The sequence below is a fragment of the Glutamicibacter sp. NPDC090743 genome, from assembly GCF_044769125.1.
Classification (GTDB): Bacteria; Actinomycetota; Actinomycetes; order Actinomycetales; family Micrococcaceae; genus Glutamicibacter.
The window spans coordinates 52,669-77,004 of sequence record NZ_JBIVXE010000007.1; the positions used below are offsets into that span (position 1 = coordinate 52,669).

The 24,336-nt window shown below is 57.3% G+C and carries 24 protein-coding genes and 1 other RNA gene; 16 read left to right on the forward strand and 9 right to left on the reverse strand.

Annotated elements, in window-relative coordinates; all coding sequences use genetic code 11:
• Nucleotides 1-22: 22 nt before the first annotated feature.
• Complete coding sequence (locus ACIQTS_RS14920; protein WP_400290643.1) at nucleotides 23-457, reverse strand: hypothetical protein; 435 nt, start codon at nucleotides 455-457, stop codon at nucleotides 23-25.
• Nucleotides 454-1,227 carry an alpha/beta hydrolase gene (locus ACIQTS_RS14925; RefSeq protein ID WP_402473776.1) on the reverse strand — a complete coding sequence of 258 codons (774 nt, stop codon included), beginning with the start codon at nucleotides 1,225-1,227 and terminating at the stop codon, nucleotides 454-456. Before ACIQTS_RS14925 ends, ACIQTS_RS14920 begins: the two co-directional genes overlap by 4 nt.
• A gap of 135 nt (nucleotides 1,228-1,362) precedes the next feature.
• Between ACIQTS_RS14925 and ACIQTS_RS14930 the strand changes: the two genes are divergently transcribed.
• Nucleotides 1,363-2,034 carry a 1-acyl-sn-glycerol-3-phosphate acyltransferase gene (locus ACIQTS_RS14930; RefSeq protein WP_105659066.1) on the forward strand — a complete coding sequence of 224 codons (672 nt, stop codon included), beginning with the start codon at nucleotides 1,363-1,365 and terminating at the stop codon, nucleotides 2,032-2,034.
• 71 nt (nucleotides 2,035-2,105) lie between these two features.
• Complete coding sequence (locus ACIQTS_RS14935; RefSeq protein WP_400290990.1) at nucleotides 2,106-3,509, forward strand: class II 3-deoxy-7-phosphoheptulonate synthase; 1,404 nt, start codon at nucleotides 2,106-2,108, stop codon at nucleotides 3,507-3,509.
• 71 nt (nucleotides 3,510-3,580) lie between these two features.
• On the opposite strand, the gene ACIQTS_RS14940 is transcribed toward ACIQTS_RS14935, so the two are convergent.
• From ACIQTS_RS14940 to ACIQTS_RS14950, 3 genes are all read right to left on the reverse strand, one after another.
• On the reverse strand, nucleotides 3,581-5,797 hold the full coding sequence (locus ACIQTS_RS14940) for a PASTA domain-containing protein (RefSeq protein ID WP_402473777.1): 2,217 nt from the start codon (nucleotides 5,795-5,797) through the stop codon (nucleotides 3,581-3,583).
• A gap of 202 nt (nucleotides 5,798-5,999) precedes the next feature.
• Nucleotides 6,000-6,248 (reverse strand): WhiB family transcriptional regulator, encoded by a 249-nt coding sequence (locus tag ACIQTS_RS14945; protein ID WP_013348560.1) that lies wholly within the window; start codon nucleotides 6,246-6,248, stop codon nucleotides 6,000-6,002.
• Between the two features lie 638 nt (nucleotides 6,249-6,886).
• Complete coding sequence (locus tag ACIQTS_RS14950; RefSeq protein WP_402473778.1) at nucleotides 6,887-10,696, reverse strand: FtsK/SpoIIIE domain-containing protein; 3,810 nt, start codon at nucleotides 10,694-10,696, stop codon at nucleotides 6,887-6,889.
• Between the two features lie 249 nt (nucleotides 10,697-10,945).
• Here ACIQTS_RS14950 and ACIQTS_RS14955 point away from each other — a divergent pair, with 249 nt between their 5' ends.
• The 14 genes from ACIQTS_RS14955 (at nucleotide 10,946) to ACIQTS_RS15020 (ending at nucleotide 22,248) form a co-directional block, all read left to right on the forward strand.
• On the forward strand, nucleotides 10,946-12,166 hold the full coding sequence (locus tag ACIQTS_RS14955; protein WP_402473779.1) for a CpaF family protein: 1,221 nt from the start codon (nucleotides 10,946-10,948) through the stop codon (nucleotides 12,164-12,166).
• A 2-nt stretch (nucleotides 12,167-12,168) separates the two neighbouring features.
• Nucleotides 12,169-13,020: a type II secretion system F family protein gene (locus ACIQTS_RS14960; RefSeq protein ID WP_105662565.1), complete on the forward strand. Its 852-nt coding sequence runs from the start codon at nucleotides 12,169-12,171 to the stop codon at nucleotides 13,018-13,020.
• Nucleotides 13,017-13,958, forward strand: a complete 942-nt coding sequence (locus tag ACIQTS_RS14965) for a type II secretion system F family protein (protein WP_402473780.1) — start codon at nucleotides 13,017-13,019, stop codon at nucleotides 13,956-13,958. Before ACIQTS_RS14960 ends, ACIQTS_RS14965 begins: the two co-directional genes overlap by 4 nt.
• A gap of 81 nt (nucleotides 13,959-14,039) precedes the next feature.
• Nucleotides 14,040-14,255, forward strand: a complete 216-nt coding sequence (locus ACIQTS_RS14970; protein WP_286134310.1) for a hypothetical protein — start codon at nucleotides 14,040-14,042, stop codon at nucleotides 14,253-14,255.
• 6 nt (nucleotides 14,256-14,261) lie between these two features.
• Nucleotides 14,262-14,681 (forward strand): TadE family protein, encoded by a 420-nt coding sequence (locus ACIQTS_RS14975; protein ID WP_402473781.1) that lies wholly within the window; start codon nucleotides 14,262-14,264, stop codon nucleotides 14,679-14,681.
• Nucleotides 14,674-15,120 (forward strand): hypothetical protein, encoded by a 447-nt coding sequence (locus ACIQTS_RS14980; protein WP_402473782.1) that lies wholly within the window; start codon nucleotides 14,674-14,676, stop codon nucleotides 15,118-15,120. Before ACIQTS_RS14975 ends, ACIQTS_RS14980 begins: the two co-directional genes overlap by 8 nt.
• A gap of 49 nt (nucleotides 15,121-15,169) precedes the next feature.
• Nucleotides 15,170-15,568, forward strand: coding sequence for a hypothetical protein (locus ACIQTS_RS14985; RefSeq protein WP_402473783.1), 399 nt, complete (start codon nucleotides 15,170-15,172; stop codon nucleotides 15,566-15,568).
• A gap of 391 nt (nucleotides 15,569-15,959) precedes the next feature.
• A complete protein-coding gene (gene prfB / locus ACIQTS_RS14990) occupies nucleotides 15,960-17,075 on the forward strand; it encodes a peptide chain release factor 2 (protein WP_105658366.1) in 1,116 nt (371 codons plus the stop codon).
• Between the two features lie 280 nt (nucleotides 17,076-17,355).
• Complete coding sequence (ftsE, locus tag ACIQTS_RS14995; RefSeq protein WP_402473784.1) at nucleotides 17,356-18,153, forward strand: cell division ATP-binding protein FtsE; 798 nt, start codon at nucleotides 17,356-17,358, stop codon at nucleotides 18,151-18,153.
• Nucleotides 18,150-19,064 (forward strand): permease-like cell division protein FtsX, encoded by a 915-nt coding sequence (gene ftsX / locus ACIQTS_RS15000; protein WP_105658368.1) that lies wholly within the window; start codon nucleotides 18,150-18,152, stop codon nucleotides 19,062-19,064. The genes ftsE and ftsX overlap by 4 nt, the downstream gene beginning before the upstream one ends.
• A gap of 107 nt (nucleotides 19,065-19,171) precedes the next feature.
• Entirely contained in the window at nucleotides 19,172-20,581 is a 1,410-nt protein-coding gene (locus ACIQTS_RS15005; protein ID WP_332487267.1) for a peptidoglycan DD-metalloendopeptidase family protein, read from the forward strand.
• Nucleotides 20,582-20,635: 54 nt separating this feature from the next.
• Entirely contained in the window at nucleotides 20,636-21,115 is a 480-nt protein-coding gene (gene smpB / locus ACIQTS_RS15010; RefSeq protein ID WP_105658370.1) for an SsrA-binding protein SmpB, read from the forward strand.
• A 113-nt stretch (nucleotides 21,116-21,228) separates the two neighbouring features.
• Nucleotides 21,229-21,597, forward strand: a transfer-messenger RNA (tmRNA) gene (gene ssrA / locus ACIQTS_RS15015).
• A 177-nt stretch (nucleotides 21,598-21,774) separates the two neighbouring features.
• A complete protein-coding gene (locus ACIQTS_RS15020; RefSeq protein ID WP_166650814.1) occupies nucleotides 21,775-22,248 on the forward strand; it encodes a DUF2568 domain-containing protein in 474 nt (157 codons plus the stop codon).
• Between the two features lie 48 nt (nucleotides 22,249-22,296).
• On the opposite strand, the gene crcB is transcribed toward ACIQTS_RS15020, so the two are convergent.
• From crcB to ACIQTS_RS15040, 4 genes are all read right to left on the reverse strand, one after another.
• Nucleotides 22,297-22,677 carry a fluoride efflux transporter CrcB gene (gene crcB / locus ACIQTS_RS15025; protein WP_400290723.1) on the reverse strand — a complete coding sequence of 127 codons (381 nt, stop codon included), beginning with the start codon at nucleotides 22,675-22,677 and terminating at the stop codon, nucleotides 22,297-22,299.
• Entirely contained in the window at nucleotides 22,677-23,138 is a 462-nt protein-coding gene (locus ACIQTS_RS15030) for a CrcB family protein (protein ID WP_402473785.1), read from the reverse strand. Before ACIQTS_RS15030 ends, crcB begins: the two co-directional genes overlap by 1 nt.
• Entirely contained in the window at nucleotides 23,135-23,620 is a 486-nt protein-coding gene (locus ACIQTS_RS15035; protein WP_332504504.1) for a universal stress protein, read from the reverse strand. The genes ACIQTS_RS15030 and ACIQTS_RS15035 overlap by 4 nt, the downstream gene beginning before the upstream one ends.
• Before the next feature lie 74 nt (nucleotides 23,621-23,694).
• The gene (locus tag ACIQTS_RS15040; protein WP_105658375.1) at nucleotides 23,695-24,324 is read right to left on the reverse strand and encodes a metal-dependent transcriptional regulator; all 630 of its coding nucleotides are present in this window, start codon (nucleotides 24,322-24,324) and stop codon (nucleotides 23,695-23,697) included.
• Between the last annotated feature and the right edge of the window lie 12 nt (nucleotides 24,325-24,336).

Below are 24,336 nucleotides of genomic sequence, written 5' to 3' on the forward strand. Positions count from 1 at the left end.
GTGGTGTACTCAAAGCCGTTTTCTATACTTGAGCCCCATCATCTCCCGGATCGCGTTCAGTGGGAAGACGTTTGAGCAAGTAGGCGATTCCGAGCAGGGCGGCGAGTGCCAGCCCGAAATAGATGAACACCGGAGCTGAGCGGAAAAACACCACACACAGCAGCAACCCAAGCGGACCGCCAGCGGCGCCAACCCAGGCGAGGTTCAGCATCGGATCACCCGAACCCAGCGCGGCGGGTTCTTCTGGAACGAACTCTTCCGGCGTCTGCTCAGCAACATAGTCGCGCGGTCCGCGAACCGCGGCAGGCCCGGTGTTGAAGAGCTTCGCCAGTTTCGCCGCGCGCTCGTCGGCGCTGGGTTCGCGGGGTGCCGAGGCATCAAGCTGACGGAAATTCTCGACTAGCTCATCCCACTGCGGATCATTCTGGTTTGAAGGATGGGCATCTTCCGGATTCATGCGCGCTCCTCCTTGCGCTTCCGTTCCGTGGCGGCCAGCTGCGCGAAGAAGCGAGCGGATTCGTGGAAAATCTGCTCCGCATCGTAGTCCAGGGTGGCTACGTGCTTGGAGTGCAAGAGCATGTGGTGCTCGGCCAGGGTGCCCGAGTTCAGGCCCTCGACCAGCTCGCGCACCGACTGGTCTGAAACTACGTTGTCAACGGTGGAACGGAAAAGCTGCACCGGGGCGTTCACCAGCTCCAAGCGCCGGCGGGTCTGGGCAAAGAGCGAACGGAGTTCGGCTACGGCTGCTACCGGGGTGCGCGGGTAGGCCCCTTCATCGACACCGCGCTTGGCGATGTCATTGCTGATAGGGGCAACGCTGCGCACTACATGCTTGAGCCAAGGAGTATAGGGGGACAAGGGGGAGTCCACGACCAGGCCCGGATTGACCAGCGAAACACCGGCTACATTGCGGCGGGTCGCCAGATGCAGGGCCAGGGCGCCACCCATGGAAAGGCCAGCGGCGAATACCTGCTCGTGCGTGCGCGCGAGCCTGTCAAAAGCCGCTTCGGTAGCGTGGATCCACTGGCCATAACCTCGACCGACCATGTCCTGCCATTGCGTTCCGTGCCCGGGCAAAAGGGGAATGTCCGTGTCGAATCCGGCCTGCTCCAAGGAATCCGCCCATGGCTGCATGGAAACAGCGGAGCCGGTAAAACCGTGGATCAAAAGTACTGCACATGGACGTTTGCGCTCGTCCAGCGGAGTATTGCCTGCATCAAGTTTCATCGTGAACCCTCCGGATTTCTGCCTTCACCTTCGAGCGTAGTGCACAATTGAAGGGTGCGGAGTGCGCTTCGACCAGTAAGGTCGCGGTTTCTCTTCCCGCGTAGCTGGTCAACTAGAAGAAGGAATTTTCCCGCTGTGCTGTACGACTTCCTCAAGCGTTTCGCTGTCCGGCCGCTAATACGAATTTTCTTCCGCGTCAAGATCCAAGGCATCGGCAATGTGCCTGAAACCGGTGCGGCGATCTTGGCTTCCAACCACCTGTCGGTGAGCGACTCGGTGTTCCTCCCAGCGGCGCTGGATCGTACCGTGATTTTCCTGGCCAAGGACGAGTACTTCAACGGCAAGGGCATCAAGGGCCGGATCACCGCGTGGTTCTTCCGCAATATCAACCAGCTGCCCATGGACCGTTCAGGCGGGCAGAAATCGGCTGCTTCGCTGGCCAGTGCCAAGAACGCACTGGCGCAGGGCCAGGTGCTGGGCATCTATCCGGAAGGCACCCGTTCACCGGATGGACGGTTGTACCGGGCCAAGCTCGGCGTCGCAAAGCTCGCCCTGGAAACCGGTGCCCCGGTGATACCAATTGCAATGATTGGCACCGACAAGGTCCAGCCCATCGGCCAAAGCCTTCCGCATCCGGGCCGGATCGGGATCAAGATCGGCAAGCCGCTGACCTTCGAGCACCTGAACGGCAGGTCCGCGAATCCTGAAACGCTTCGCGCTTGCGCCGACGAAATCCGCAAGGCAATCAATGTCCTGTCGGGTCAGAGCTACGTCGACATCTATGCTCCACGCAAACCAAAGAAGTAGCAGGCCACTATGCGCAGTGTTACGGCGACTTGTTACATTCGTCGCGGTCCTTTGAGCTGATGCCACGTAGAATGGGCAAGGTGAGCGAAGAAAACCGAACCCCATTGCCAGGCTCCTCCGTAGCCGGCCCCGCCACCGATCCGCAACTAGATTTGTGGCGTGAATTGCCAATTGCCCAGCAGCCGACTTGGCGTGAGCACAAGGACTATCAGTCCTCTATCAACGAATTGGGTTCGCGTCCGCCACTGGTATTTGCCGGCGAAGTCGACGTACTGCGCGAACGCTTGGCCGCAGCAGCCCAGGGCAAGGCCTTCTTGCTGCAGGGCGGCGACTGCGCCGAAACCTTTGCCGATGCAACCGCCGACAAGATCTCCTCGCGAGTTCGCACCATCTTGCAGATGGCTGTGGTACTGACCTATGGCGCTTCGATGCCGGTAATCAAGATGGGACGCATGGCTGGCCAGTTCGCCAAGCCGCGCTCCTCGAATGACGAAACCCGAGATGGTGTAACTTTGCCGGCATTCCGCGGCGACATTGTCAACGGCTTCGACTTCACACCCGATTCCCGTGCCCACGATCCGAAGCGCATGGTGCAGGCCTACAACACCTCATCGGCCACGCTGAACCTGATCCGCGCGTTCACCCAGGGCGGCTTCGCAGACCTGCGCAGCGTGCACTCGTGGAACAGCGGATTCATGGCCAACCCGGCGCACTCCGCCTACGAGCAGCTGGCCGGCGAGATCGACTCGGCCATCCGCTTCATGGATGCCTGCGGTGCAGACTTCGAGGCACTTAAGCGCACCGAGTTCTTCGCCTCCCATGAAGCACTGCTGCTGGACTACGAGCGTGCGTTGACGCGTACCGATTCGCGGACCGGCCTGCCGTACGACACCTCCGGCCACTTCCTGTGGATCGGTGAACGAACCCGTCAGCTGGACCACGCACATGTGGACTTCCTCTCGCGCGTGCGCAACCCAATCGGCGTGAAGCTGGGCCCGAACTCGGATCCGGAAGATGTCCTCGCGCTGATCGAAAAGCTCGATCCGAACCGCGAACCAGGACGCCTGACCTTCATCACCCGCATGGGTGCGAAGAACATCCGCGAGAAGCTGCCAAACCTGATCGAAAAGGTCACGGCCTCCGGCGCCCAGGTGCTGTGGGTTACGGACCCAATGCACGGCAACACGGTCACCAGCCAGAACGGCTACAAGACCCGCAACTTCGACGATGTAATGGACGAAGTCCGCGGCTTCTTCGAAGTGCACGACGCGCTGGGCACCTTCCCAGGCGGCCTGCATGTGGAGATGACCGGCGACGATGTGGCTGAGTGCCTCGGCGGAGCGGATCCGATCCGCGAGGAAGACTTCGACTCGCTGTACGAGTCGCTGTGCGACCCGCGCCTGAACCACCGCCAGTCCCTGGAGATGGCCTTCCTGGTCTCCTCGGCGCTGCAGAGCCGCAGCCGAAACCGCTAGCAGCTAGAGAATAATCCGGTTCCCGACAGCGGGAACCGGATTATTTTTATGCCTGGGGAACGGCACAGGCCTCAGAAGGCGTATATGCTGATCTCGCTGCCGCGCACGGCTTGCTGGTGCAATGGAGACTGCATGCGAACGGTCTGGCTAAAACCGCCAAAGACATTGTGCGTCCTCACGGAAAAGCCGGCGGCTTCCAGTGCAGAGATTGCTTCCTCGACGCCCAGGCCGAGCACGGATGGGATCTGGACGTATTCTGGTCCTTGCGAGAGATTCACTGTCACGGTGCTGCCGTACGCAACGGTGCCCTGGGCCGGGTCCTGTACGGCGACTAGGCCTTTTTCTGTTGTCGTGGAATGGACGGATTCACCGGTTTCCAGCTTCAAGCCCATGGACTCAAGCTTTTCCTTGGCCGCATCCTTGCTAAGACCAATGACCGCAGGAACACGAACCGGGGCATGTCCCTTGGAAACAGTGAGGGTGATGATGTTCTTCCGCGGCAATTCCTTGCCGGCGGCAGGGGAGGAACTGATAATCTCGCCCTTAGTCACCGATTCCGAGTAGGCCTCGGCTTCCTGGACATCTTCGAAACCGATTTGATCGAGCAACTTGGTGGCCTGATCCAGGGTTTTCCCGGTGAAATCCGGAACTGCAAAAAGCTGAGGGCCTTGCGAAACGATCAGATCGATTCCCTGGAACTTCATGATGTTCTCGCCGGTCCCCGGCTGCGAGTCGACCACCCTGCCGATGGCAATCTCATCGTTGTAGGTCGTGCCTACCCGAACTGGAACACCTTGGCCATCCATTTGCGCGACTGCCTGCGATTGAAGCATGCCGGTCAATGACGGGATGCGGATGACGGTTCCGGGGCCGCGGCCGAAGAACCATCCGGCACCTGCGACCAGAGCCACAATGAGGATCCACATCACGGTGATGACGAACTTCTGCGTACCCGAGCGAGGCTGACGCAACCGGTGGGTGGGTACCTGTGCTTCCTTGCGCCACTTTCTTGCAGCCTGCTTCTGCGCACGCTTTTGGCCACGTACCGACAGAGGTGCTTCGGAATCGGCGTCATTCTCGTGGGCCGGTTCCAGATCGCGGCCGCGGGTGTACACCGACGTTGCGGCTATGCCAGAATCAGCGGCAAGATCAGTGGGACGAGGCTGGGCCAGTGTGGCTTGTGCATCGCGAAGATCCAAGACTTCGGTGGCGTCAACCGCGGCAATGACGGTTGTCTGGTCAGGATCGGCGGGGGCATCATCGATAACGTAGCTGGCCTCGTGCTGAGCAGTATTCCGCTTCAGCCATACCTGTTCACGCTCATCTTCGCGCTCGCGTTGCATCGCATCAAGACGCTGCTGCAGCGTAGTGGGCATCTGCGCCATAGTTTGCGGGGTGAGATCTTCAATCCCGCCGAGGTCCTCGGCGCCCAGGTCCAGTTGCGCATCGTTGAGCGTTGAGCGGATCTGGATGATCTCCTCCAGCAGCAGCGAAGCATCCTGCGGGCGCTTCTCTGGATCCTTCTCGGTGCACCATCGAACCAACTCATCGAGATCTTCGGCCAATCCCGGAACCAAGTCCGAGGGCATGGGCATGGGGGAGTCCAGATGATGCTTCATTAATGCAGCGGCATTGGTCTCGGTATATGGTGCTTGTCCAGTCAGCATCTGGTAGATCATGATGCCCAGTGCGTAGATGTCGCTGCGCGAATCGGCTGGTGCCCCTGAAACTAGTTCGGGGGAGACATGGGACAGCGTGGCGACGAGCGTGGCTGACTGGGTATGGGCGCTGGCAGCACGGGCCAAGCCGAAGTCGGTAACTTTCACTTCGCCGGTATCGGAGAGCAGCACATTTGCCGGTTTCATATCCCGGTGGATGATTCCCTCGCTGTGCGCGGCGCTGAGACCGTGGCAAATTTGTTCAAGGACGCTTAGCGCCTGACGCGGAGTAAAGCGGCCGCGTTCTTCAATGACCTGTTCGAGGTTCCGTCCTCGAACATACTCCATCACGAGGTACACCAGATTATCGCTCACGTTGTGATCGCGGATGGAGACCACATTCGGATGAGTGATATTCGCAGCGATGACAGCTTCGGATTCGAATCGCTCACGCACTGTATGCTCGCTGGAGAAGTTGTCGTTCAGGATCTTCACGACAACCGCTCGATGCAGGCGCTTGTCCATGCTGCGGTAGATGCGTGACATGCCACCCAGGGCAAGCAGATGGTCCAGTCGGTATCGACCATCCAGCGTCTTGCCCAGGTTGGGGTCGGTCAGGGCCGGGCTCATTTTGCGGTCGCACCTGCCTGAACGGTGCACGCGAAGCGGGCCAGAGTCACTAACGGATCCTTTCGAACATGAATACTACTTTTAATGTACCTAGCTGAGCTGACAATTTGTCGCTTAAACTCGAAATCCGCCAGTGGTGTTTACCTCTGGCGGATTTCGTATAGCGTCTCGGGTTGCGAGAATTACCTCGAGCGCAGCTTAATTAGGAAGCGCGGCGAGCTCGTGCTGCACGACGCTTCAAGGCACGACGCTCATCTTCGCTCATGCCACCCCAGACGCCTGCATCCTGGCCGGACTCAATAGCCCACTGCAGGCAGGTTTCGGTTACTTCACATCGACGGCAGACGCTCTTGGCCTCTTCGATCTGCAACAGGGCCGGACCGGTGTTTCCCACTGGGAAAAACAGTTCCGGGTCCTTTTCCAGACACGCCGCGCGGCTACGCCAATCCATGCTTATTGATGCTCCTTGAAATCTGAGAGGGTGTGAAACACCAACGACAATCAACACACAGGCAAAAAATAACTAGGAGTGAAATGAAATCCTGGTTGCCTAGCGGTTAACATCTGGCGTCTCGAAAGGTCGGAGAAGTCCATTCGGGCACTTCGTTTAACCGACCACATAAGGTTTTCATGTAACGCGGAAGTAAACAAGAGTCACGGTAGCGAAATGTTGCTGAATGCCTGAGTGCTTTCTCACATGGCATTTGGCACTAGGATCCGCTAGTTATCAGAGGTGTGGCGCGAGCAACAGCAAAAGTCAATTGTTGCGGTTTGAGTTCCTGCAGAAGGTCAACGAAAATTGTTGATGTGAGCAACGAAAATGCAATCTCGTCCCGCCCAACCAGTGTTTTCGTGGTTGCCGCGCTTGTCCTAATTGAGGCCCTGGCTGTTCTGGCGTACGCCGTCAGCTACATGTTGAACCTCGACACCAACGGAACAGTCAATATGGGCGGGCAGTTATTCATGCTGGCCCTGTGCTTGCTTCTTGCCGTTTGGCAAGGCTCGGTAGCTGTCAACTTCTTCAAGGGAAAAGCGTTCACTCGTGCTCCGATTGTCGTTTGGCAACTATTCCAGCTCATCCTCTCTGTTTCATTCCTGAGCTCCAATATCCCGATGGTGACGGCCGCGGCGGTACTTTCCATCGTGGTCGCCGGAACCACTGTGGTGATGCTCTTCGCGCCGAAGACCACCGCATTCCTCGGAGACCGGCCAAACCGCTGAATTGCCAGCAGATAATTCGTACGGAATATGAATCATCCGCGGTTTGCCTCGTTTGGAGATGACCGCGCACCAATAGTCTTTGGCTCCTTGATGAGGCACCTGATGGATTGGCTGCCAATTCATCGGTTGAAGATCTTGCGGATGATGGGCTTCGACAGCGACTACCTGGCGATCATCGAACCCGTTGGCGCTCAATCCCAGGTCGAAGGCCATCCTGCTGGACGGCGGAACGAATAGCGCGACACCGATTCCCCTCGAATTCAGAGCGTTCAAGAGCGGTGGCAACCGAGAGTCATTGGTGGTTTCGAGGAAGAGGCAAAGCAAGTCCTGCCGAACACGGTACGAGCCGTCCTCGAGAGAACGTACGAACCGTTCAAAGTCCGGCAGGCCGCAAATATGCGGGGAGTTCCAACGCACAGCGAGTACGGCAGTCAGCTGCCGGCGCTGTTGCGTATCGGGGCACAGCACAACAACCATCGGACCTGCTGGTCGAGGGACCGCCTCACCATCGAAGGGCGAGTATCCCAGAAAGTTTGCCGGTTGAAGGGCAGAACCTGAAGGCATCTGCCAAGCCGAAGGCACTTCGGGCCAGGTGCTTCCCGGGATTTCAGCTAATTGAACTTCGGTGAGTTGGAAGACCTGCGGAGGATGCCCCGAACTCAGCTTGACCCCTCGACCCGGCAAAAGCGAACAGGCCGGGATCTTGGGCCACATCATCTTTAATGACTCGGTAGCGTTGAATGGGAAGAACCATTGCTCTGTACAAAGACCGGTGGACTTCAACGCGTTTTGGTCGCGGTCAACTGAACAAATCACCATAGGCGATTGCGGGCCGCCGAAACGCAATAGCGTACCGAGTGCTTCGTCCAGGCGTTGGAAATGTTGCGGGTGGATATTGGACTGCAACTGGGCCAGTGAATGAACGAGAATGATCAATGCTGGATCACTGGGCATGGATTCCAGGAAGTCGACAGCATCGAAAAAGCCATAGGGATCCTCACCCGTGACAATTTTGACGTTTGCAGTGGCATCCGGGATCGGCGACGGACCGAAGCAAAGTATTTTTCTGGGCGAACGGGCGAGGGAAGCGAACAGGGTTCGGGCACCGGCTTCTGGCAAGCCGCAGATCAATGTTGATCGTGAACGGGCAGGGTCAAGAATCAAAGGTTCAAGCCGGGCCAAATGCAGATTATCTGCAACGCCGCAGTAAATCGTTCCTCGTTCCTTCCCATCCCACGTATCTGGCGAGTGCGTTGGTTCTGCTGGCCGAGGCAACGCTGGAGCAAAACCAGATACCGGGAGCTCCGAAGTGGACCACTGTGAGGAAAGTTCTGCTGCATGGTTTTGCAAGCGATCTCCAGCGACTGACGCGATGCTCTTTTCGAATCGGCACAACGGACGAAGGCTGAGATCTTGACGATTCCGCTCGAATAGTTCGCCGTGCAGTGGCGGCTCGATGGCCAGCTGGAATTGCATGTTCCTAGTGGGCTTGGAAGCGCCCTTGATGATCGCCTGTCCGGGGTGGAGGAGTTTGGACGCCTCGGTGGAGCCCACCAGTTCCACGGACTCACCCGGGTCGTTTACCCTCAATGCGATTGTCGTGTTTAAGTTCGCCTTGGTTTGTCCCGTCAAAGCGCCAGCCGGACGCTGCGTGCTGAGAATCAGATGGATTCCTAGAGCTCGACCCACCGCAGCTAAACGATCAATTCTGGCGCTGGCTTGAGGAAGCGTTTCGACGAAAACACGGAATTCGTCAATGACTACCAGCAAGCGAGGCAGAATCGGGCCTGATTCGTCGAGATCTTGATATTCCGCAATGTCGCTGCAGCCTTGTGTTGCCAGAAGCTCCTCGCGCCGCCGCACCTCATGTTCTAGTTGTTCCAACGTGCGCTGAGCCGCTGCCTCATCGAGGTCGCTTGCGAAGAGCTGGACATGGGGCAAACCTGCATAGACGCCTAGTCCAGCTCCACCCTTGAAATCAATAAGTGCGAAGGCAAGCTGAGTCGGCGGGTAGTTCCGGGCAAAATCAGCAATCAGGCGCCTGAGCGCTTCTGACTTGCCTGACCCTGTAGTGCCGCAAATCAGTACATGCGGACCATCCACATGAAGATCAAGGAACACGTCCTCTTGCTGTTCATCGAGGCCCAGATGTGCCCGTACGGCTAGTGATGGGGATGCAATGGATTCTGCGTTCTTGGTTATTGCCTGCTTTTGCAGCTGCACATACTGCTGCACCATCCTGTCGAACCGCGAAAGGCTCAGCGTGCTTAGGTTCTGCAGCACTAAGCGTTCGTCGGGCAAACGCGAGGACACGGGGCTTGGAACAATCCAATTCTCCACGGATTCGGCCAGCACCGGTGAAACGCCCAGCACCAGGGCGCCGGAAATAGGTTGAGGTTCCTGGGCAGTGACGTACAACGTCGCCAGGTTGGTTTCCTCTTTCCTGGTGAAGCTCGATTCTTCGGGAATCGACAGGTGGGCCACGGAAACGTTGCTCACCAAAAGCAGCGACGCCGGAAGACACCTGACACTGGGATCGAGCACGAGCCGTATCTGGCCGGAATGTATGGCCGGGAGATAGCGTGCAAGTACTGCGGCCAGAATAGCCCCAGCGCTTTGCCCTTGTGCAGAATTCAGCTGCCAGACGCTCGGGGTACTCGGGAAAAATACTGGACCGAACCAGGGCGCGTCCGACTTCGTCTTCCTGAGGCTACGAAATACTTTGCGGATCCCCGTGGGATCAGAACGAGAGGTGTCCTGCGGAGACCACAGTCCCTCGCCCCAAACCAGTGGTGGTATCCGGGCATGCGACAGTCCCAAAGAAGCGGAATCCAGTCCGGCTACGAACGATTCTCCGAGAGCCGGAGAATATTTACTTCTCGCGATAATGGCGGAAGCTCGTTGCACTTCCATTTCCCTTTTCCATTCGCGACGCTCCACGAACAGTTGACCGGCAGGCACCATACCCATAAGGGCCGAAACGCCACTCAAGATCAGAAAGAGCATCGAACCGGTAACCAAGGCAAGCAAGACGCCGGAGATGATCGGAACGAATGCTGCGAGGACCAGAGCAATTAAGCGGGACAGCTCGGGCTTGGAAGGTACTTGGATTTCCAATTGTTCGGGGGTTACCAATTGACCGGATTGGGCGGTTAATGGATCGCCGACAGCGAATTCAGTGTTGCCCAGAAAGAAGCGCGATCCGTGTTCCAATTCCACGGACTCGCAGCGGCTGCCATCTGGCATGGCAAGTTGCTGCTCAGAGCAGGCTACCAGGCGCAAGCTCCGGGTTGTCACGAATAACTTCGCGTGAACCCGGGACACCAGCGGATCTTCTAACCATAATGGGGCGGTTCTGCCGATGACATGTTCTCCCTTTGTGAGCGGAATCCAGGCACCAGCGTCGGGGCCGCGAACTACATATAACTTGAGGCACGAAGCTGTGGTGCTTGTGGCGCGAACAGGTTGGGGCAATTCATTGAGCAGAAGACGTTCAGACGCATGCAGGATCCCCAACTCTTCTATCCGCGTTATTCCCGAATACCATCGTTGTCCCGGGAAATGCTGCTGCAGCAGTGCGGCGAGCTGCTCGCCCGATATTCGTCCGGACATGACAAGTTCGAATTGCCGCGGATGCTGGAATTTTCGGGAAATCAGAAGTAATTCATAGCGGACCATGAGGTTTCCTGAATGTAATGGAATGTTGTCGTTCCCATCTAAACCAGCATTGAGGGCGGCGCTGGAAGATAAGAATCTTGGTGTGGAGAAAGTACCAAGAACTATCCACAACTTCGGGAACCTCTTGAAAGCGGTCTCTGCTGCAGATAGCATCCCTTGTCATACGAATAGGTATGCTGCACCGACGACGCGCTCGCCGATAGTCCCCGAGATCGGGATCCTCCAGTAGGGAAGCCAAAGGAGTCAGTCGTGGATGCGCTGTCCATTGTCGAAGACGAAGTACGCGAGCTGGTTCGCCGGCGTGGATTGGACCCGGCAAAGCAGCCAGCGATGATCCGATCACTTATTGAAGAGGTCATTCGCGACTACGACGAACGCGCATTGCTTGGCGCCGTGCCTTCACTTGGATCGCTAGAGGCCGCCCAACGTTCAGTATTCGATAATGTGGCCGGGTTCGGAGCGCTGCAACCCTTATTGGATGATCCTTCTGTTGAAGAGATCTGGGTAAATTCTCCACATCAAGTATTTTGCGCCAGAGGTGGCCAAAGCGAACTGACCCACATACGCATGGAATCGGCAGAAATCGCGGCTCTAGTAGAACGCATGCTCAAAACGTCGGGCAGGCGTCTGGACCTTTCCCAGCCATTCGTCGACTGCCAATTGCCTGATGGGTCTCGTCTTCACGTCGTGATTCCAGACATCACCCATGAGCATTGGGCCATCAACATTCGTAAGTTCATTGCTCGCGCGGGAAAACTTGAAGATCTAGTTGAGCTGGGAGCCTTGAGCGAACAAGCAGCGAGGTTCCTTTCTACGGCGATCAGTGCCGGTCTGAATGTCATCGTTACTGGCCCTACACAAGCCGGCAAAACGACAATGCTCAACTGTCTGGCATCAGCGATCGGCCCCAGGGAACGCATTATCACCATCGAGGAAATCTTTGAGCTGAATCTTTCACTAAGAGATGTCGTTGCAATGCAAACTCGCCTCGCCAATCTTGAAGGCACCGGTGAAATCACGATGCGCCGGCTGGTCAAGGAGGCCTTGCGCATGCGCCCGGAACGGATCATTATCGGCGAGGTCCGCGAAGCAGAGTCCTTGGATATGCTCATTGCCCTGAACTCGGGAATCGCGGGGCTATGTACCTTGCATGCGAATTCTGCCCGCGACGCTATCACAAAAATTTGCACTTTGCCGTTGCTTGCAGGACCAAATATCACCAGCGACTTCACCATCAAGACCGTGGCTGCATGCATTGACCTTGTGGTTCATTGCGTGCGGAGTCCACAGGGCCATCGCTATGTCAACGAGATTCTCAGCGTGCGCAACCGCGTGGAGGAAGGGCAAATTGAGTCCTCGACGCTATTCGAGCGGCAAGCCGATCGCCTGCTGCCGGCTCGGGGAGCCGATTGGTCCCATGAAAAGTTTGATGTCGCTGGAATCAATATTGCCGATTTGATGGCGGTGTAGCGGTGGTTGCTTTCTTTGCTCTCCTTGGCGGGCTAGGCATTGCCCTCATGGTTGACTGGTTGCTCTTCGCCCCGTGGGCAAAATCGCCCAAACGTAGCTCGGCCATCAAGAATGCTCTTTTGCATGCAGGAATGAGCAATCTGGCTCCGGCAAAATTCATCGTGATTTGCCTGGTCTGCGGGCTGACTTCCGCGTTGGTGACGTTGGGACTCACCGCTTCGTGGCTCTTCGCCTTGGTGTTTAGCATCTTCGGTTCATTCGCACCATGGGTCTACCTGCGCCATCAAGCCACCAAGCGCCGCACAGCATTGCAAGAACAATGGCCAGAGGTGGTTGATCACTTGCGAAGTGCCATCCGGGCGGGCCTATCTCTTCCCGAAGCATTGAGCCAATTGGCTGTCGTCGGCCCGCAGGTATTGCGTCCGCTATTTCGGGATTTCGCATTGGACTATCGAGCCACAGCGAACTTCTCCGTGGCGCTGGACCAGCTGGGCGAACGCTTGGCAGACCCGGTAGCCGACAAGATTCTCACGACATTGCGGATTACGCGTGAAGTCGGGGGCACCGACTTGGGGCATACGCTCACAACTTTGTCGGCATTCTTGCGCGATGACGTGAGAACACGAGGGGAACTCGCTGCCCGCCAATCATGGATTGTCTCGGCAGCGCGTTTGGCAGTCGCCGCGCCATGGATCTTGCTGTTGGTCTTGGGCACCCAGGAAGCTGCGAAGGATGCATATATGACGTTCGGGGGAGTGATAGTGCTATGCCTGGGCATGCTGGTTTCCCTCGTTTGCTATCGAATCATGCTCCGGCTGGGCACCTTGCCAGTAGAAGAACGAGTCCTGGCATGAACAGCTATACACCGTGGGCGGCGCTTTGCGGTTTGGGACTTGGCATAGGTTTTTGGCTGGTCTTTGTGAACCTGCCGGGCTGGCGAAGAATGGCCTTCGCTGATCGTATTGCGCCCCATGTTCGCGTTGGCGTTCGAAGCTCACGCATGCTGGAAGACTCATGGCACTCTGACTCCGGGCACTCGGCTTTAGGCCAACTCGCTGCCCCCATGTTGCTGCAAATCAAGAAGCTGGCTAGCCTGCACAGTCCTTCGGCAAGTACTCTTCGGAAGCGTCTGAACGCTGCCGGATTGGACATGAGCGTAATTGACTACCGGTCTCAAGAAATTGTTTATGCTCTGGCAGGCCTAGTAGCAGGATCTGCGCTCATGGCCTTTGCCGCCGTTCAGTATCATGTCTCTTTGATCCTATCGGTGCTAGTCGTTATTGGTTTCGGGATTGTTGGCTATGCATTGCGTGGTTGGTGGCTTGGCGAACAGATCCATCGGCGGGCCAGAAAAATATTGACTCAGTTTCCAACCGTGGCCGAAGTGCTGGCGCTAACTGTCGGCGCAGGCGAATCAACCACCGGGGCCATCGAAAGAATTTCACGAATCTGCCACGGGGTGATCGGTGACGAATTCACCAAGACTTTGAACGACATTCACGCAGGCACACCGATGGTCCAAGCGATGCAGAATATGTCCGACCGGATGCAAGTTGGAGCCATGACGCGATTTGTCGATGCAATCGTTGTTGCAACAGAGCGAGGCACACCATTGGCTCAAGTGCTCAGAGACCAAGCACAAGACGTCCGCGATGCGTCCAAACGAGAACTTATGGAAGTTGCAGGAAAACGCGAGATTTCCATGCTGGTCCCGGTCGTGTTCGGAATTCTTCCTCTCACGATCGTTTTCGCCGTATTCCCCGGTCTGGCGTTATTGGAGATGAGTTATTGATCGGAGCATAGAAAAACTTGAATCTCCCACTTTGAAATCCTTTAGCAAGTTAGAAGGGCCGTCATGAATCACATACAAGAAATGATGCTCAAACTGGTATTGCAAATCACTGCAACCGGTGAACTACTCTTTCGTAAGGTTTCCCCGAAACTCAGGGATAGCAGAGGCGACGTGCCCGGATGGGTCATGATTACACTCATGTCCGCGTTGCTGGTTGCCGCCTTGCTGGCCATTGCAGGGCCTAGGCTGCAGGACCTGTTCAACCAAGCGATCGATCGAGTTTCCGGATTGGGATAACCGCGCATGTGGTCGAGTGCGGGGTCTCCTGGAAATTCGGAATCTGCGGAACTTGTAGATTGCGAGAACGGGTCTGCTGTAGCCGAATTTGTCATGGTCACAACGTTGCTTGTGGTCATCGCAATGATGCTCATCCAACTCGCGTTGGTACTGCATGTGCGCAACACCCTGATTGACGCAGCATCGAACGGCGCCCATTACGGTGCTTTGGCCAATCGGTCAGTATCCGACGCTCGAAGCAGAACTCGGATATTGATCACCGAAAGCTTGCATGGCGGATTTGCCCGTGACATTGCTGTGAGCACAACCCGCGTTGGTGATAGCCAGTTGGTAACCGTATCGGTTAACACGAGGGTGCCCTTAATCGGGTTCTTGCCCAACGGGTGGGATTTGCAGGTTCAGGGAGAAGCTGTGTGTTATGGGTAGAGCCAAGTATCTCGCTGCCGCGATGCACAAGAGAATCCGGGCCGAAGATTGCGGCAGCGCGATAGTGGAGTTTATTTTTGCTTCAACTGTCTTGCTGATTCCCATGGTGTACCTGATTCTGGCCGTCGGACAGCTGCAAGGCGGTAGCTATGCCGTGGTTGGAGCTGCTGATCATGCAGCGAAGGTTTTCGCCGCCGCCGATAACCCCGCCCAGGCAAGGTCAGATGCGCACGCAGTCGTACGAAGAACCATGAACAACTTTGGATATGCCGACGCTCGCACATCGATTAGTTGCGACAAGGAATGCTTGAGTCCGGGCAGTGTCGTCACTGTGACGGTAGCGTTGGATGTTCCCCTTCCTTTCGTTTCCGACTGGGCAGAGGTATCTGTTTTCACCGTGGATTCTTCAGCCTCGCAAAGGACTGATCGCTTTGGCTAGGACAAAACGCGCTGCCCTGAATCCACGGGACGAGGATGGACAATCCTTAGTGCTGGCAATCGGCTTGTGCGCCATCACTTTGCTGACTATTTCAGTGGTGCTAGCAGTCAGCGCAGTCAACCTCAAAGCGCGTCAGCTGTTGTCAATTGCCGACGGGGCGGTCGTGGCTGCCGTGGATGAATTCGAATTTGTTGCGGACAATGGCGACCCGAGGATTCAGTTGGACCAGCAGCGCGTGCAACAAGCCGTGCAACAGTACCTTTCGGATGTGGGTGCGGCCGGCCGCGTCGACAATTTACGCATTGGCCGGGTGCAGATCACGCCTGATGGGCAAGGCGCGAATCTCGTGCTGCAGGGCTCGTTGCAACCGCCGATAGTGGGGTGGATCGTTCCAGACGGAGTACCAATATCTGTAGATTCATCAGCAAGAACTGTACTGAGCAGGTGAACACCTCCGCGCAGAGCAGCATGGATGTTCCAGGGAAGCGGGAAATGCACAAGTACGGGGAAGCAAGAGAAAGAACGTGTCAGCGAGCAACGCTGCTGCATGCCCCAGGAGCGGAATCCAAGAAGGATGGATCCAGCGCAACCGGATCCATCATTTTTGCGGTAGTTCGGGCTTCTTTGGAAGCTTGCGGACCCCACCTCCAAATCCCAGTTCAGAAATACTGTTCGAGAACTGACTGGCCGGATTCCCGATCGACCCGTGGATGCAAGCCTTGCAAGTTGGCTAGGGGTTCCACAGCGCGATTTTCAGTGAAAACCTCGATTGGAACTTCTTTTCGGCGATAGCACCGGACTCATTGATCAATGGCTAAATGACGTAGTCTTAGAGGACCATGGCAAAAACTGACTTCTCCGCTGAAATCCGCTCACTGCGTTCTACATTCTCCGCAATTGAAGACGTGAGCGATGTCGAGCAGATCAAAGCTGACATCGCAGTCCTCTCGGAGGAAGCTGGCGTTCCGAACCTCTGGGATGATCCGGCCGCCGCGCAGATCGTTACCAGCAAGCTATCGCATCGCCAGTCTGAGCTGGAACGGCTGACCCGGCTTAAGACCCGCATCGACGATTTGGAGGTCTTGGTTGAGCTTGCTGAACTTGAAGACGACGATGATACGTTGCACGAAGCGGATAGAGAGCTCGTCAGCGTCCAGAAGTCCCTTGCCGAACTCGAAATTGTTACCCTTCTCAACGGTGAATTCGATGCTCGCGGAGCGGTTGTCACGATTCGCTCCGGTGCCGGCGGCGTTGATGCCGCCGATTTCGCAGAGATGCTTTTGCGCATGTACCTGCGCTGGGCTGAACGCCGTGGTTACAAGGCCACCGTTATGGATACTTCGTATGCCGAGGAGGCCGGCCTTAAATCGGCAACCTTCGAAATCGACGCACCGTATGCCTTCGGCACACTCTCGGTAGAAGCCGGCACGCACCGTCTGGTTCGTATTTCACCATTCGATAATCAGGGACGTCGCCAGACGTCGTTTGCCGCAGTGGAGGTCGTGCCGCTGATTGAGCAGACTGACACCATCGAAATCCCTGAATCTGAAATCCGCGTGGACGTCTTCCGTTCCTCTGGCCCTGGCGGACAGAGCGTTAACACCACCGACTCTGCAGTACGCATGACGCATATTCCTACCGGAGTTGTCGTCTCGATGCAGAACGAAAAGTCGCAGATCCAGAACCGTGCTGCCGCACTTCGAGTTCTGCAATCGCGGTTGCTGCTTCTGAAGAAGGAACAAGAAGACGCCCAGAAGAAGGAATTCGCCGGAGATGTGAAGGCATCTTGGGGCGATCAGATGCGTTCCTATGTGCTTAATCCGTACCAAATGGTCAAGGACCTGCGTACCGAACATGAAGTCGGCAATACCCAGGCAGTACTTGATGGTGAAATTGACGATTTCATTGATGCAGGCATCCGCTGGCGTGCAGGACAGCGTCGCCCTAGTAAGTAAGCGAAATCGCGAATTCCAGCTGGTCTAAACGCTTTTGCCGCAGAGGGTGTAAGTATCATCACCGTTACGAACTCCGTTTCGCTAATTCCAGCTAGTCATGCCTAAGCTGAGCATTCTGCGTTAGCTGTATGTACGGCATGAATCTCGCAACACACCTTATATTTCGGCTGGTTAGCTACCTGGCACCGATAGTGTTTGGAAGACTGGCGCACCAAAAGACGTTTGATCTCGAGATTGGTATTCGTGGGTCGCGCCCCGACGAAGACTAGCGATTGAAGACATGATTAAATTCGAAAACGTCTCGATGGTTTACGAGCCAAAGCAGCAGAATGCAGCTTTGGACGATATAAGCATCGAGATAGACCGTGGCGAGTTCGCCTTCTTGGTTGGCGAATCCGGTTCGGGTAAGTCGACCTTCCTCAGCTTGGTGCTGCGCGAAAAGCGCTCCACCGACGGATCCGTCTACGTGGCGGGACAGAACCTCAACCGTATTCCGAGCCGCCGTGTGCCTAAGCTGCGCCGTGACATCGGTTTCGTTTTCCAGGACTTCCGCCTGCTGCGCGAGCGCACGGTCTTCGACAACGTCGCATTCGCCATGGAGGTCATTGGAGCTTCACGGGCCCAGATCCGCGAGCGTGTGCCAGATGCACTTAAAATGGTCGGCCTTGAAGATAAGGCGCGTCGCAAGCCAACTGAACTTTCCGGTGGCGAGCAGCAACGCGTCGGCATTGCCCGCGCAATTGTGAACAGGCCCTCGATCCTGCTTGCCGATGAGCCTACGGGTAACCTCGACCGCAAGAACAGCATCGAAGTCATGAACGTGCTCAACCGCATTAACCAGAACGGTACGACTGTCCTGATGGCTACGCACGCACATGAACTGGTGAGCGAATACCGCCACCGCGTTATTGAACTGAGTCGCGGGCAGGTCATCCGCGATGAAATTGATGGACAGTACGCCCCGATGACCACCGTGGTGAACCAGGACGGTTCGCGCGAACTGCTCGTCGGCGATTCCGCCGTGGAGTACGACGAAGAGTCACAGGTTGCTGAGGACAAGAAAGACGAGGACCAGTGAGACTAGGATTTATTCTCCGCGAAGCGGCGAAGGGCCTGCGGCAGAATGTCGTCATGGTCGTCTCTGTGGTGCTGGTGACTTTCGTATCGTTGACCTTCGTCGGTGCCTCGGTATTACTGCAGCTCCAGATCAACCAGATGAAGGGCTACTGGTACGACCGCATGGAAGTTGCGGTGTACCTCTGCGATGACACGAGCACTTCGCCCAACTGCGCTGGTAGCGCGGTTTCCGAAGAGCAGCGCCAGAGCATTGAAGAGATGCTCAAATCAGAGCAGCTTGCGCCGTATATCAAGGAATTCGCCTACGAGTCGAAGGACCAGGCATACGAAAACTTCCTCGACCAATACGAGAACTCGGCATTGGTTGACCAGGTCACTGCTGAGCAGCTGCCCGAATCATTCCGCGTCGCACTGGTAGATCCGGAGAAGTATCCGGTGATCAACGAAGCGTTCTCCACGGTACAAGGCGTTGACTCGGTCATTGACCAACGGGAACTGCTTGAAAAGGTCTTCCAGTTGGTGCGCGTGGCATCCGCCGCCGCTGCTGTCGTTGCAATCGTGATGATTGTTTGCGCGGTGCTGCTGACCGGTACGACTATCCAGCTCTCAGCCATGCACCGGCGACTCGAAACAACGATCATGCGACTGGTTGGTGCATCGAAAGCAACGATTCAGCTGCCGTTCATTATCGAAGGAGTCATCGCGTCGCTGATTGGTGGATTGCTGGCTTCTGGCACCTTGTGGTTGCTGCTGAAGTTCCTCGTCGAGGATAAGTTGGCCAATGAAAACGTCGGTGTAGCGTTCATCTCCACCAGCGAAATATGGCTAGTTGCTCCGATACTCTTGATTATTGGTATCGTTTTGGCCACAATTTCATCAGTGGTAACGTTGAAGCGTTACCTGAAGGTTTAGCTGAAACGTTATCTAGGCTTGGACTGAAGTACGCAATTTCTAAAAGGAGCTTTATGCTGTCGAACGCAGTGCGACGTAAATTCTTACGCGCCTCCATCGGTGGAGCAATGGCTCTCGCGCTCACGCTGCCCGCAGGGCTGGTAGCCGCCGATGAGCTGGACGACAAGAAAGCTCAAGTCGAAAAGAACATCGATACCCTCGAGAACGACATGGAATTCTTGGATGCCGACATTCAAGAAACCGACAGGAAATTGCGTGACCAGCAAGCACAGGTTCCTGTAGCCCAGCAGGCATTGGCTGACGCGCAAAGCCGCGTAGCCAATGCACAGGCCACCCTTTCCGATCTCAACAACCGCTTAATCAGCGCGCAAGCGACTCGTGATGAAGTGGCTAAGCAGATCGAGGAAAACGCGGCTAAGCTTTCCGACGCTCAAGATGCGATGGCGCAGATCGCTTCTGAGGCTTATAAGCGCGGCGGCGTTTCTGGCGGGCTGGACATGATCCTCAACATGGATTCGGCGACCAAGATGGCCGATGGCCTGGACATGGCCAACCGCGCCATGGAATCCCAGAATGCCGCATACAATGACCTGGCCCAGGAACAAGCCAGCAATGAAAGCAACAAGCTTCGCCTGGTTGCTGTTGAAAAGGAAATTTCCTCCCTGAAAGCCCAGGCTGAGGAAGCCTTGGCGCAAGAGCAGGCGGCGCGAGATGCTGCGCAGAACGCCAAGAACGAACTGGATGCGCTGGTTGCCAGCACCGAAGAACTCAGTGCTGAACTTGAAGCGCAGAAGCCGCGTATCCAGGCGAAACTGCAATCGCAGCAGAAGGAATACGCCGCGGTCAACCAGCAGATCAAGGAACGCCAGGAGCGCTTGATCAGGGAAGCTGCCGAACGCAAGCGCAAGGCAGAAGAAAAAGCGCGCCGCGAAGCAGAAGCCGAGCGAAAGCGCATCGCTGAGGAAAAGGCGGCCTACGAAGCTGAGCAGGAGCGCAAGGCAGCAGAAGCTCGCGCAGAGAAAAAGGCCTACAAGAAGAAGGCCTATGTAGCACCGAAATCCGAGCCAAAGGCACCGACATATGCCGAGCCAAGCAGCTGGGGTTTGGTTAAGCCCACTACCAGTAACCGATTGACCTCGACCTTCGGGTGGCGCCCGACTCCAGCTGGAACAATCGACTATGGCGGCCGTGGCGGCTATGTCCACGCAGGCATTGACTGGGGATTCGGCGGCCAGTGCGGCTCGCCAATCACGGCTGCTGCCTCCGGTGAAGTGTGGATGGCCGGTTGGGGCGGATCCTCGGGTAACAAGGTCACCGTTTCTCACGGCGTCATCAAGGGCAAGGCCCTGGCCACCAACTATCACCACATGTCCCGCATCGCGGTAAGCGTCGGCCAGCATGTGAAGCAGGGCCAGGTTATAGGCTACGTTGGCACCACCGGCAATTCGACCGGCTGCCATCTGCACTTCGAAACGATCATCAATGGTTCACATGTGAACCCCTTGGGACTTCTCTAGCGCTAGACTTGTAATCTGTGCGCGGGAATCCGCCCGCGACATGCAAGGAGTAACGTGGCTAAGAAGAATCAAGAAGATCGAGTAATCGCGAGCAACCGCAAGGCGCGCCACGATTTCGAAATACTCGACACCTTCGAAGCTGGCATGGTGCTCACGGGTACTGAGGTGAAGTCGCTTCGCGAAGGCAAGGCCTCGCTGGTTGACGGTTTCGGTCAGTTCTACCGTGGCGAGCTGTACATCGAGAACGTCTACATCCCCGAGTACCTCAATGGATCGTGGACCAATCACGCGGCCCGTCGTCGCCGCAAGCTCTTGCTGCACCGCCAGGAACTGCTCAAGATCGAACGCAAAATCAGTGAAGCCGGCCTGACCGTCGTCCCGCTGAGCTTGTACTTCAAATCCGGTCGGGCGAAGCTGGAGATCGGCGTTGCCCGCGGTAAGCGCGAATACGACAAGCGCCAGACCTTGAGGGAAAAGCAGGATAATCGCGAGGCGTTGCGTGCCATGCGCGAACGCAACCGCGGAAACGCATAACGCTAGCTTGTGGCGCATTTCGCATTGGGGGAAACCCGGGCAGTGCGCTATGATTGGTAGACACGCCCTAGGGTGTGGTTGTACCCGGGAGACCGGGACTGACAACAAAATACGGGGATGATCGGTTTCGACGGTGTGAGTCGCGACAGATGAAGCGGGCCGAGGACGCAAAGTTATCTCGTAAACGCCCTTTGCAAACCAATAAGTGCCGAATCAAAGCGCACTGACTTCGCTCTCGCTGCCTAAGCAGCCAGACGGTCCGTTAGCCAGGGGACGCTATCGCCCCTGTTCCTAACGTCATTTAGATAGCCAATGTATCCAGCGGATGTTGCCGCTTCTGGATACACATTTAGGCAACTGTGCCCGGATCAACCACATGTTTGCGTGATGGTTGGGGCAGAGAAAATCCGCAGCAAACTGCGCCCGGAGAAGACCTGGCAACACCACATCGGACGGGAGTTCAATTCTCCCCATCTCCACAATATCCAGCTCCGGAGCCAGGCCCATAGGTCTGGCTCCGGAGCTTTTTGTTTGTTTCGGAGTCCGCAGTCACATCGCGAGCCTGTTCGCGGGATGGAGAATTTACACATAGACTTGAAATGAAAGTCCAAGGCTTTCGAAACGACAGCGTGTGCAGAAACGGAGTGAGATTGAAGTCGATGGGTAAAAACAGTTCCCAGCGGGTATCGCCTTTCCTTTCAGCAAGCTATGCGGCAGTTGCCTTCCTCTTGGAAGTAGGATTGCTTTTCGCCGCGGCACTAGCCGCTATCGCTTTCATCCCATGGCCGACAATTCCAGCAATCCTTGTAGTAGTTGTCCCGCTGCTGATCCTCTGGTCGATTTTCTTCTCGCCGAAAGCCGTCATCAAGTTGAGGCTGCGAACCCGTCTGCTCCTGGTCCATATCATTTACCTCATCGGCGCCTACGTGCTGTGGCTGAGCGTCGACCATTCCTTCTACGATCAATCGCAGATTTGGGCCATCGGAATGCTTGCGTTGACCGGCATCAGCGCCATTCTGGTCATCGCCACCGGCGGATACGTGGTCCCGCACGATCGAACCAAGCAGCCACCGAAGCAAGTTCCGAGCCGGGCACGAGCGGGTGCTCCCAAGGGACGCCGGGCAGCACGCTAGAACTGATGGAATGCCAAGCCGAAAGGCTTGGCATTTTTTCGTTTGCGGCTAGAAGTGCCCAGCGACGTGGTAGCCGAGCAATGCCGCGAGCACCGCTCCAGCGAGGGTCCCCAATGCATTGGCCAGGCTGGCTGCGAGGCGGCCGGCCTGGAGCAGCCGGACAGTTTCGAAACTGGCCGCCGAAAACGTCGTGTAGCCGCCGAGCAGTCCTGAACCTATGGCCGCAAGCCATTGCGCCGACAACAACTGCTGGGCCATCAGCCCGGTCAGCGCACCCAGCGCGAAGGAGCCGGAGAGATTGACCAGGATCGTGCCCCAGGGCAGCGGGGCCGGAAGCCACCGCTTGATCAGGGCATCGACCACGAAACGCAGGCAGGCGCCAAGGCCGCCGCAGAGCGCAACGATAAGAAATAAGCCGGGGGAGAGCACTAGTGAAGCCCTCCCGATTTCCGGGCCATGCGCCTAGCACCGGCGGCGATTCCGCACCAGGTTGCCAATGCACCGAAGAACACCGTGAACAGTGCGTAACCCAGGGCATGGAGCGTTGCGCCGGATGCGAACATCTGCATGCTGCCGGTGGCCAGCGCGCTGTAGGTCGTGAAGCCGCCCAGGAAACCGGTGCCCAGCAGCAGCCGCAGTCGGTGACGCTTGCCCTCGTCGAGGCCGGGATGCGAAAGCGCCTCGAGCAGCAGGCCGAGCAGGAACGCCCCCAGCATGTTGGCTAGGAAAATCGCGATCGGGAAACCGCCGGGATCTGGCAGCAGCAGGCCCAGGCCTTGCCGGCAGGCAGTACCGGCAGCGCCGCCAAGGAATACCAGCAGCAGGAAACGCGGGTTGAGGAAGGAACCCTGCGCGGGGCGCTGGGCCATGGGTGTTGGCGGACGGGTCATGAATTGCGAATCTGTTCTGCGCGGCGTGGCGGGATGAGGAGCACCGGATGGCGCTGTCGATGGGTTAGATGCACCGCTACCGAACCGTTGAGCAGTTCCCCAATAGTGTTGGCCATGGAACGCTCCCGAACCCCGAGCACAATCAGCGCCGCATCATGCTGCAGGGCAAGATGCGACAGCTGCTGACCGGGGCCACCGGCCGCGGCATGCGCCTGCCATTCCAGTCCCGATCCGCCGAGCTGGGCTTCGAGCTGCTGCAGAAGCCGTGCCGGGAAACGCTCAATTGCTTCGTCCCCGGATTCGGGATCCAGCGGTGCGCTGCGGATGGTGCCATCGGGAAGCTCTTCGAGCGGATAGCGGGTGGGATCCACGTGGACGCAAAGCAACCGCGCTCCGAGCGCGCCGGCGAGGTCTGCGGCTGCGTCCAGAACGTGGGGATCGAGGCGATCCGGGATGCCCAGGATGATCGGTCGTGTCTCCAATGGCCCTCCCTTTGGCAGTGGGGCGCACCGTGCAGCGCGTCGCTGCTTTTAATTCTTGCACAGTCGGCAATCAGCTAGGCTTTACGCACCCAGATCAGCGAAGCCTCAATGAAATCCAGCTGATGCGGCAGCTCGATGACCGCCCCGGGAACCAGCCCCTGGGCGGCGGCACGACGCAGGAACTGGGGGTCTTCATCGCTGATCCGGTCGATGACGGCCCGGGCACCGGAGAAGCGGTCAAGCCGGATGGCCCCGGAGACCGGCAGTTCCCCTTCCGCGCTGGGAATCGCGTCGCCATGCGGATCGTGGCGCGGGTGGCCCAGCCGGGCTTCCAGGGCGTTGATGAAGCGGTCGGTGACGGTGTGCTCCAGGGCCTCGGCCTCGTCATGCACCTCGTCCCAGCCGTAGCCCAGCTCATCACGCAGGAAGGTTTCCAGCAGGCGGTGGCGGCGCACCATGCGCAAGGCCTCGCGCCGGCCGGTGCCGCTGAGCGTAATGGCCCCGCGCGGCACGTGATGGACCAGGTGCTTGGCTGCGAGCTTCTGCACCATGGCGGTGGCCGAGGCAGGGGACAAGCCCAGCTGGTCGGCCAGCGCGCCGGTGCCCACTTCGGTGTCTTCCCATTCGGTGAGCAGGTACACCGCCTTGAGGTAGTCCTCTTCGCTGGTGGTCAGCCCGGCCGGCCCGCGTCGTGCGGTTGCCATCGTCCTCGTGCT

What these genes read in the sequence shown, in the direction of transcription:
- ACIQTS_RS14920 (WP_400290643.1), bottom strand. Translation starts at nt 457, where the DNA reads ATGAATCCGGAAGATGCCCATCCTTCAAACCAGAATGATCCGCAGTGG.
- ACIQTS_RS14925 (WP_402473776.1), bottom strand. Translation starts at nt 1,227, where the DNA reads ATGAAACTTGATGCAGGCAATACTCCGCTGGACGAGCGCAAACGTCCA.
- ACIQTS_RS14935 (WP_400290990.1), top strand. Translation starts at nt 2,106, where the DNA reads ATGGGCAAGGTGAGCGAAGAAAACCGAACCCCATTGCCAGGCTCCTCC.
- ACIQTS_RS14940 (WP_402473777.1), bottom strand. Translation starts at nt 5,797, where the DNA reads ATGAGCCCGGCCCTGACCGACCCCAACCTGGGCAAGACGCTGGATGGT.
- ACIQTS_RS14945 (WP_013348560.1), bottom strand. Translation starts at nt 6,248, where the DNA reads ATGGATTGGCGTAGCCGCGCGGCGTGTCTGGAAAAGGACCCGGAACTG.
- ACIQTS_RS14950 (WP_402473778.1), bottom strand. Translation starts at nt 10,696, where the DNA reads ATGGTCCGCTATGAATTACTTCTGATTTCCCGAAAATTCCAGCATCCG.
- ACIQTS_RS14965 (WP_402473780.1), top strand. Translation starts at nt 13,017, where the DNA reads ATGAACAGCTATACACCGTGGGCGGCGCTTTGCGGTTTGGGACTTGGC.
- ACIQTS_RS14970 (WP_286134310.1), top strand. Translation starts at nt 14,040, where the DNA reads ATGATGCTCAAACTGGTATTGCAAATCACTGCAACCGGTGAACTACTC.
- ACIQTS_RS14975 (WP_402473781.1), top strand. Translation starts at nt 14,262, where the DNA reads ATGTGGTCGAGTGCGGGGTCTCCTGGAAATTCGGAATCTGCGGAACTT.
- ACIQTS_RS14980 (WP_402473782.1), top strand. Translation starts at nt 14,674, where the DNA reads ATGGGTAGAGCCAAGTATCTCGCTGCCGCGATGCACAAGAGAATCCGG.
- prfB (WP_105658366.1), top strand. Translation starts at nt 15,960, where the DNA reads ATGGCAAAAACTGACTTCTCCGCTGAAATCCGCTCACTGCGTTCTACA.
- ftsE (WP_402473784.1), top strand. Translation starts at nt 17,356, where the DNA reads ATGATTAAATTCGAAAACGTCTCGATGGTTTACGAGCCAAAGCAGCAG.
- ACIQTS_RS15005 (WP_332487267.1), top strand. Translation starts at nt 19,172, where the DNA reads ATGGCTCTCGCGCTCACGCTGCCCGCAGGGCTGGTAGCCGCCGATGAG.
- ACIQTS_RS15020 (WP_166650814.1), top strand. Translation starts at nt 21,775, where the DNA reads ATGGGTAAAAACAGTTCCCAGCGGGTATCGCCTTTCCTTTCAGCAAGC.
- ACIQTS_RS15030 (WP_402473785.1), bottom strand. Translation starts at nt 23,138, where the DNA reads ATGACCCGTCCGCCAACACCCATGGCCCAGCGCCCCGCGCAGGGTTCC.
- ACIQTS_RS15040 (WP_105658375.1), bottom strand. Translation starts at nt 24,324, where the DNA reads ATGGCAACCGCACGACGCGGGCCGGCCGGGCTGACCACCAGCGAAGAG.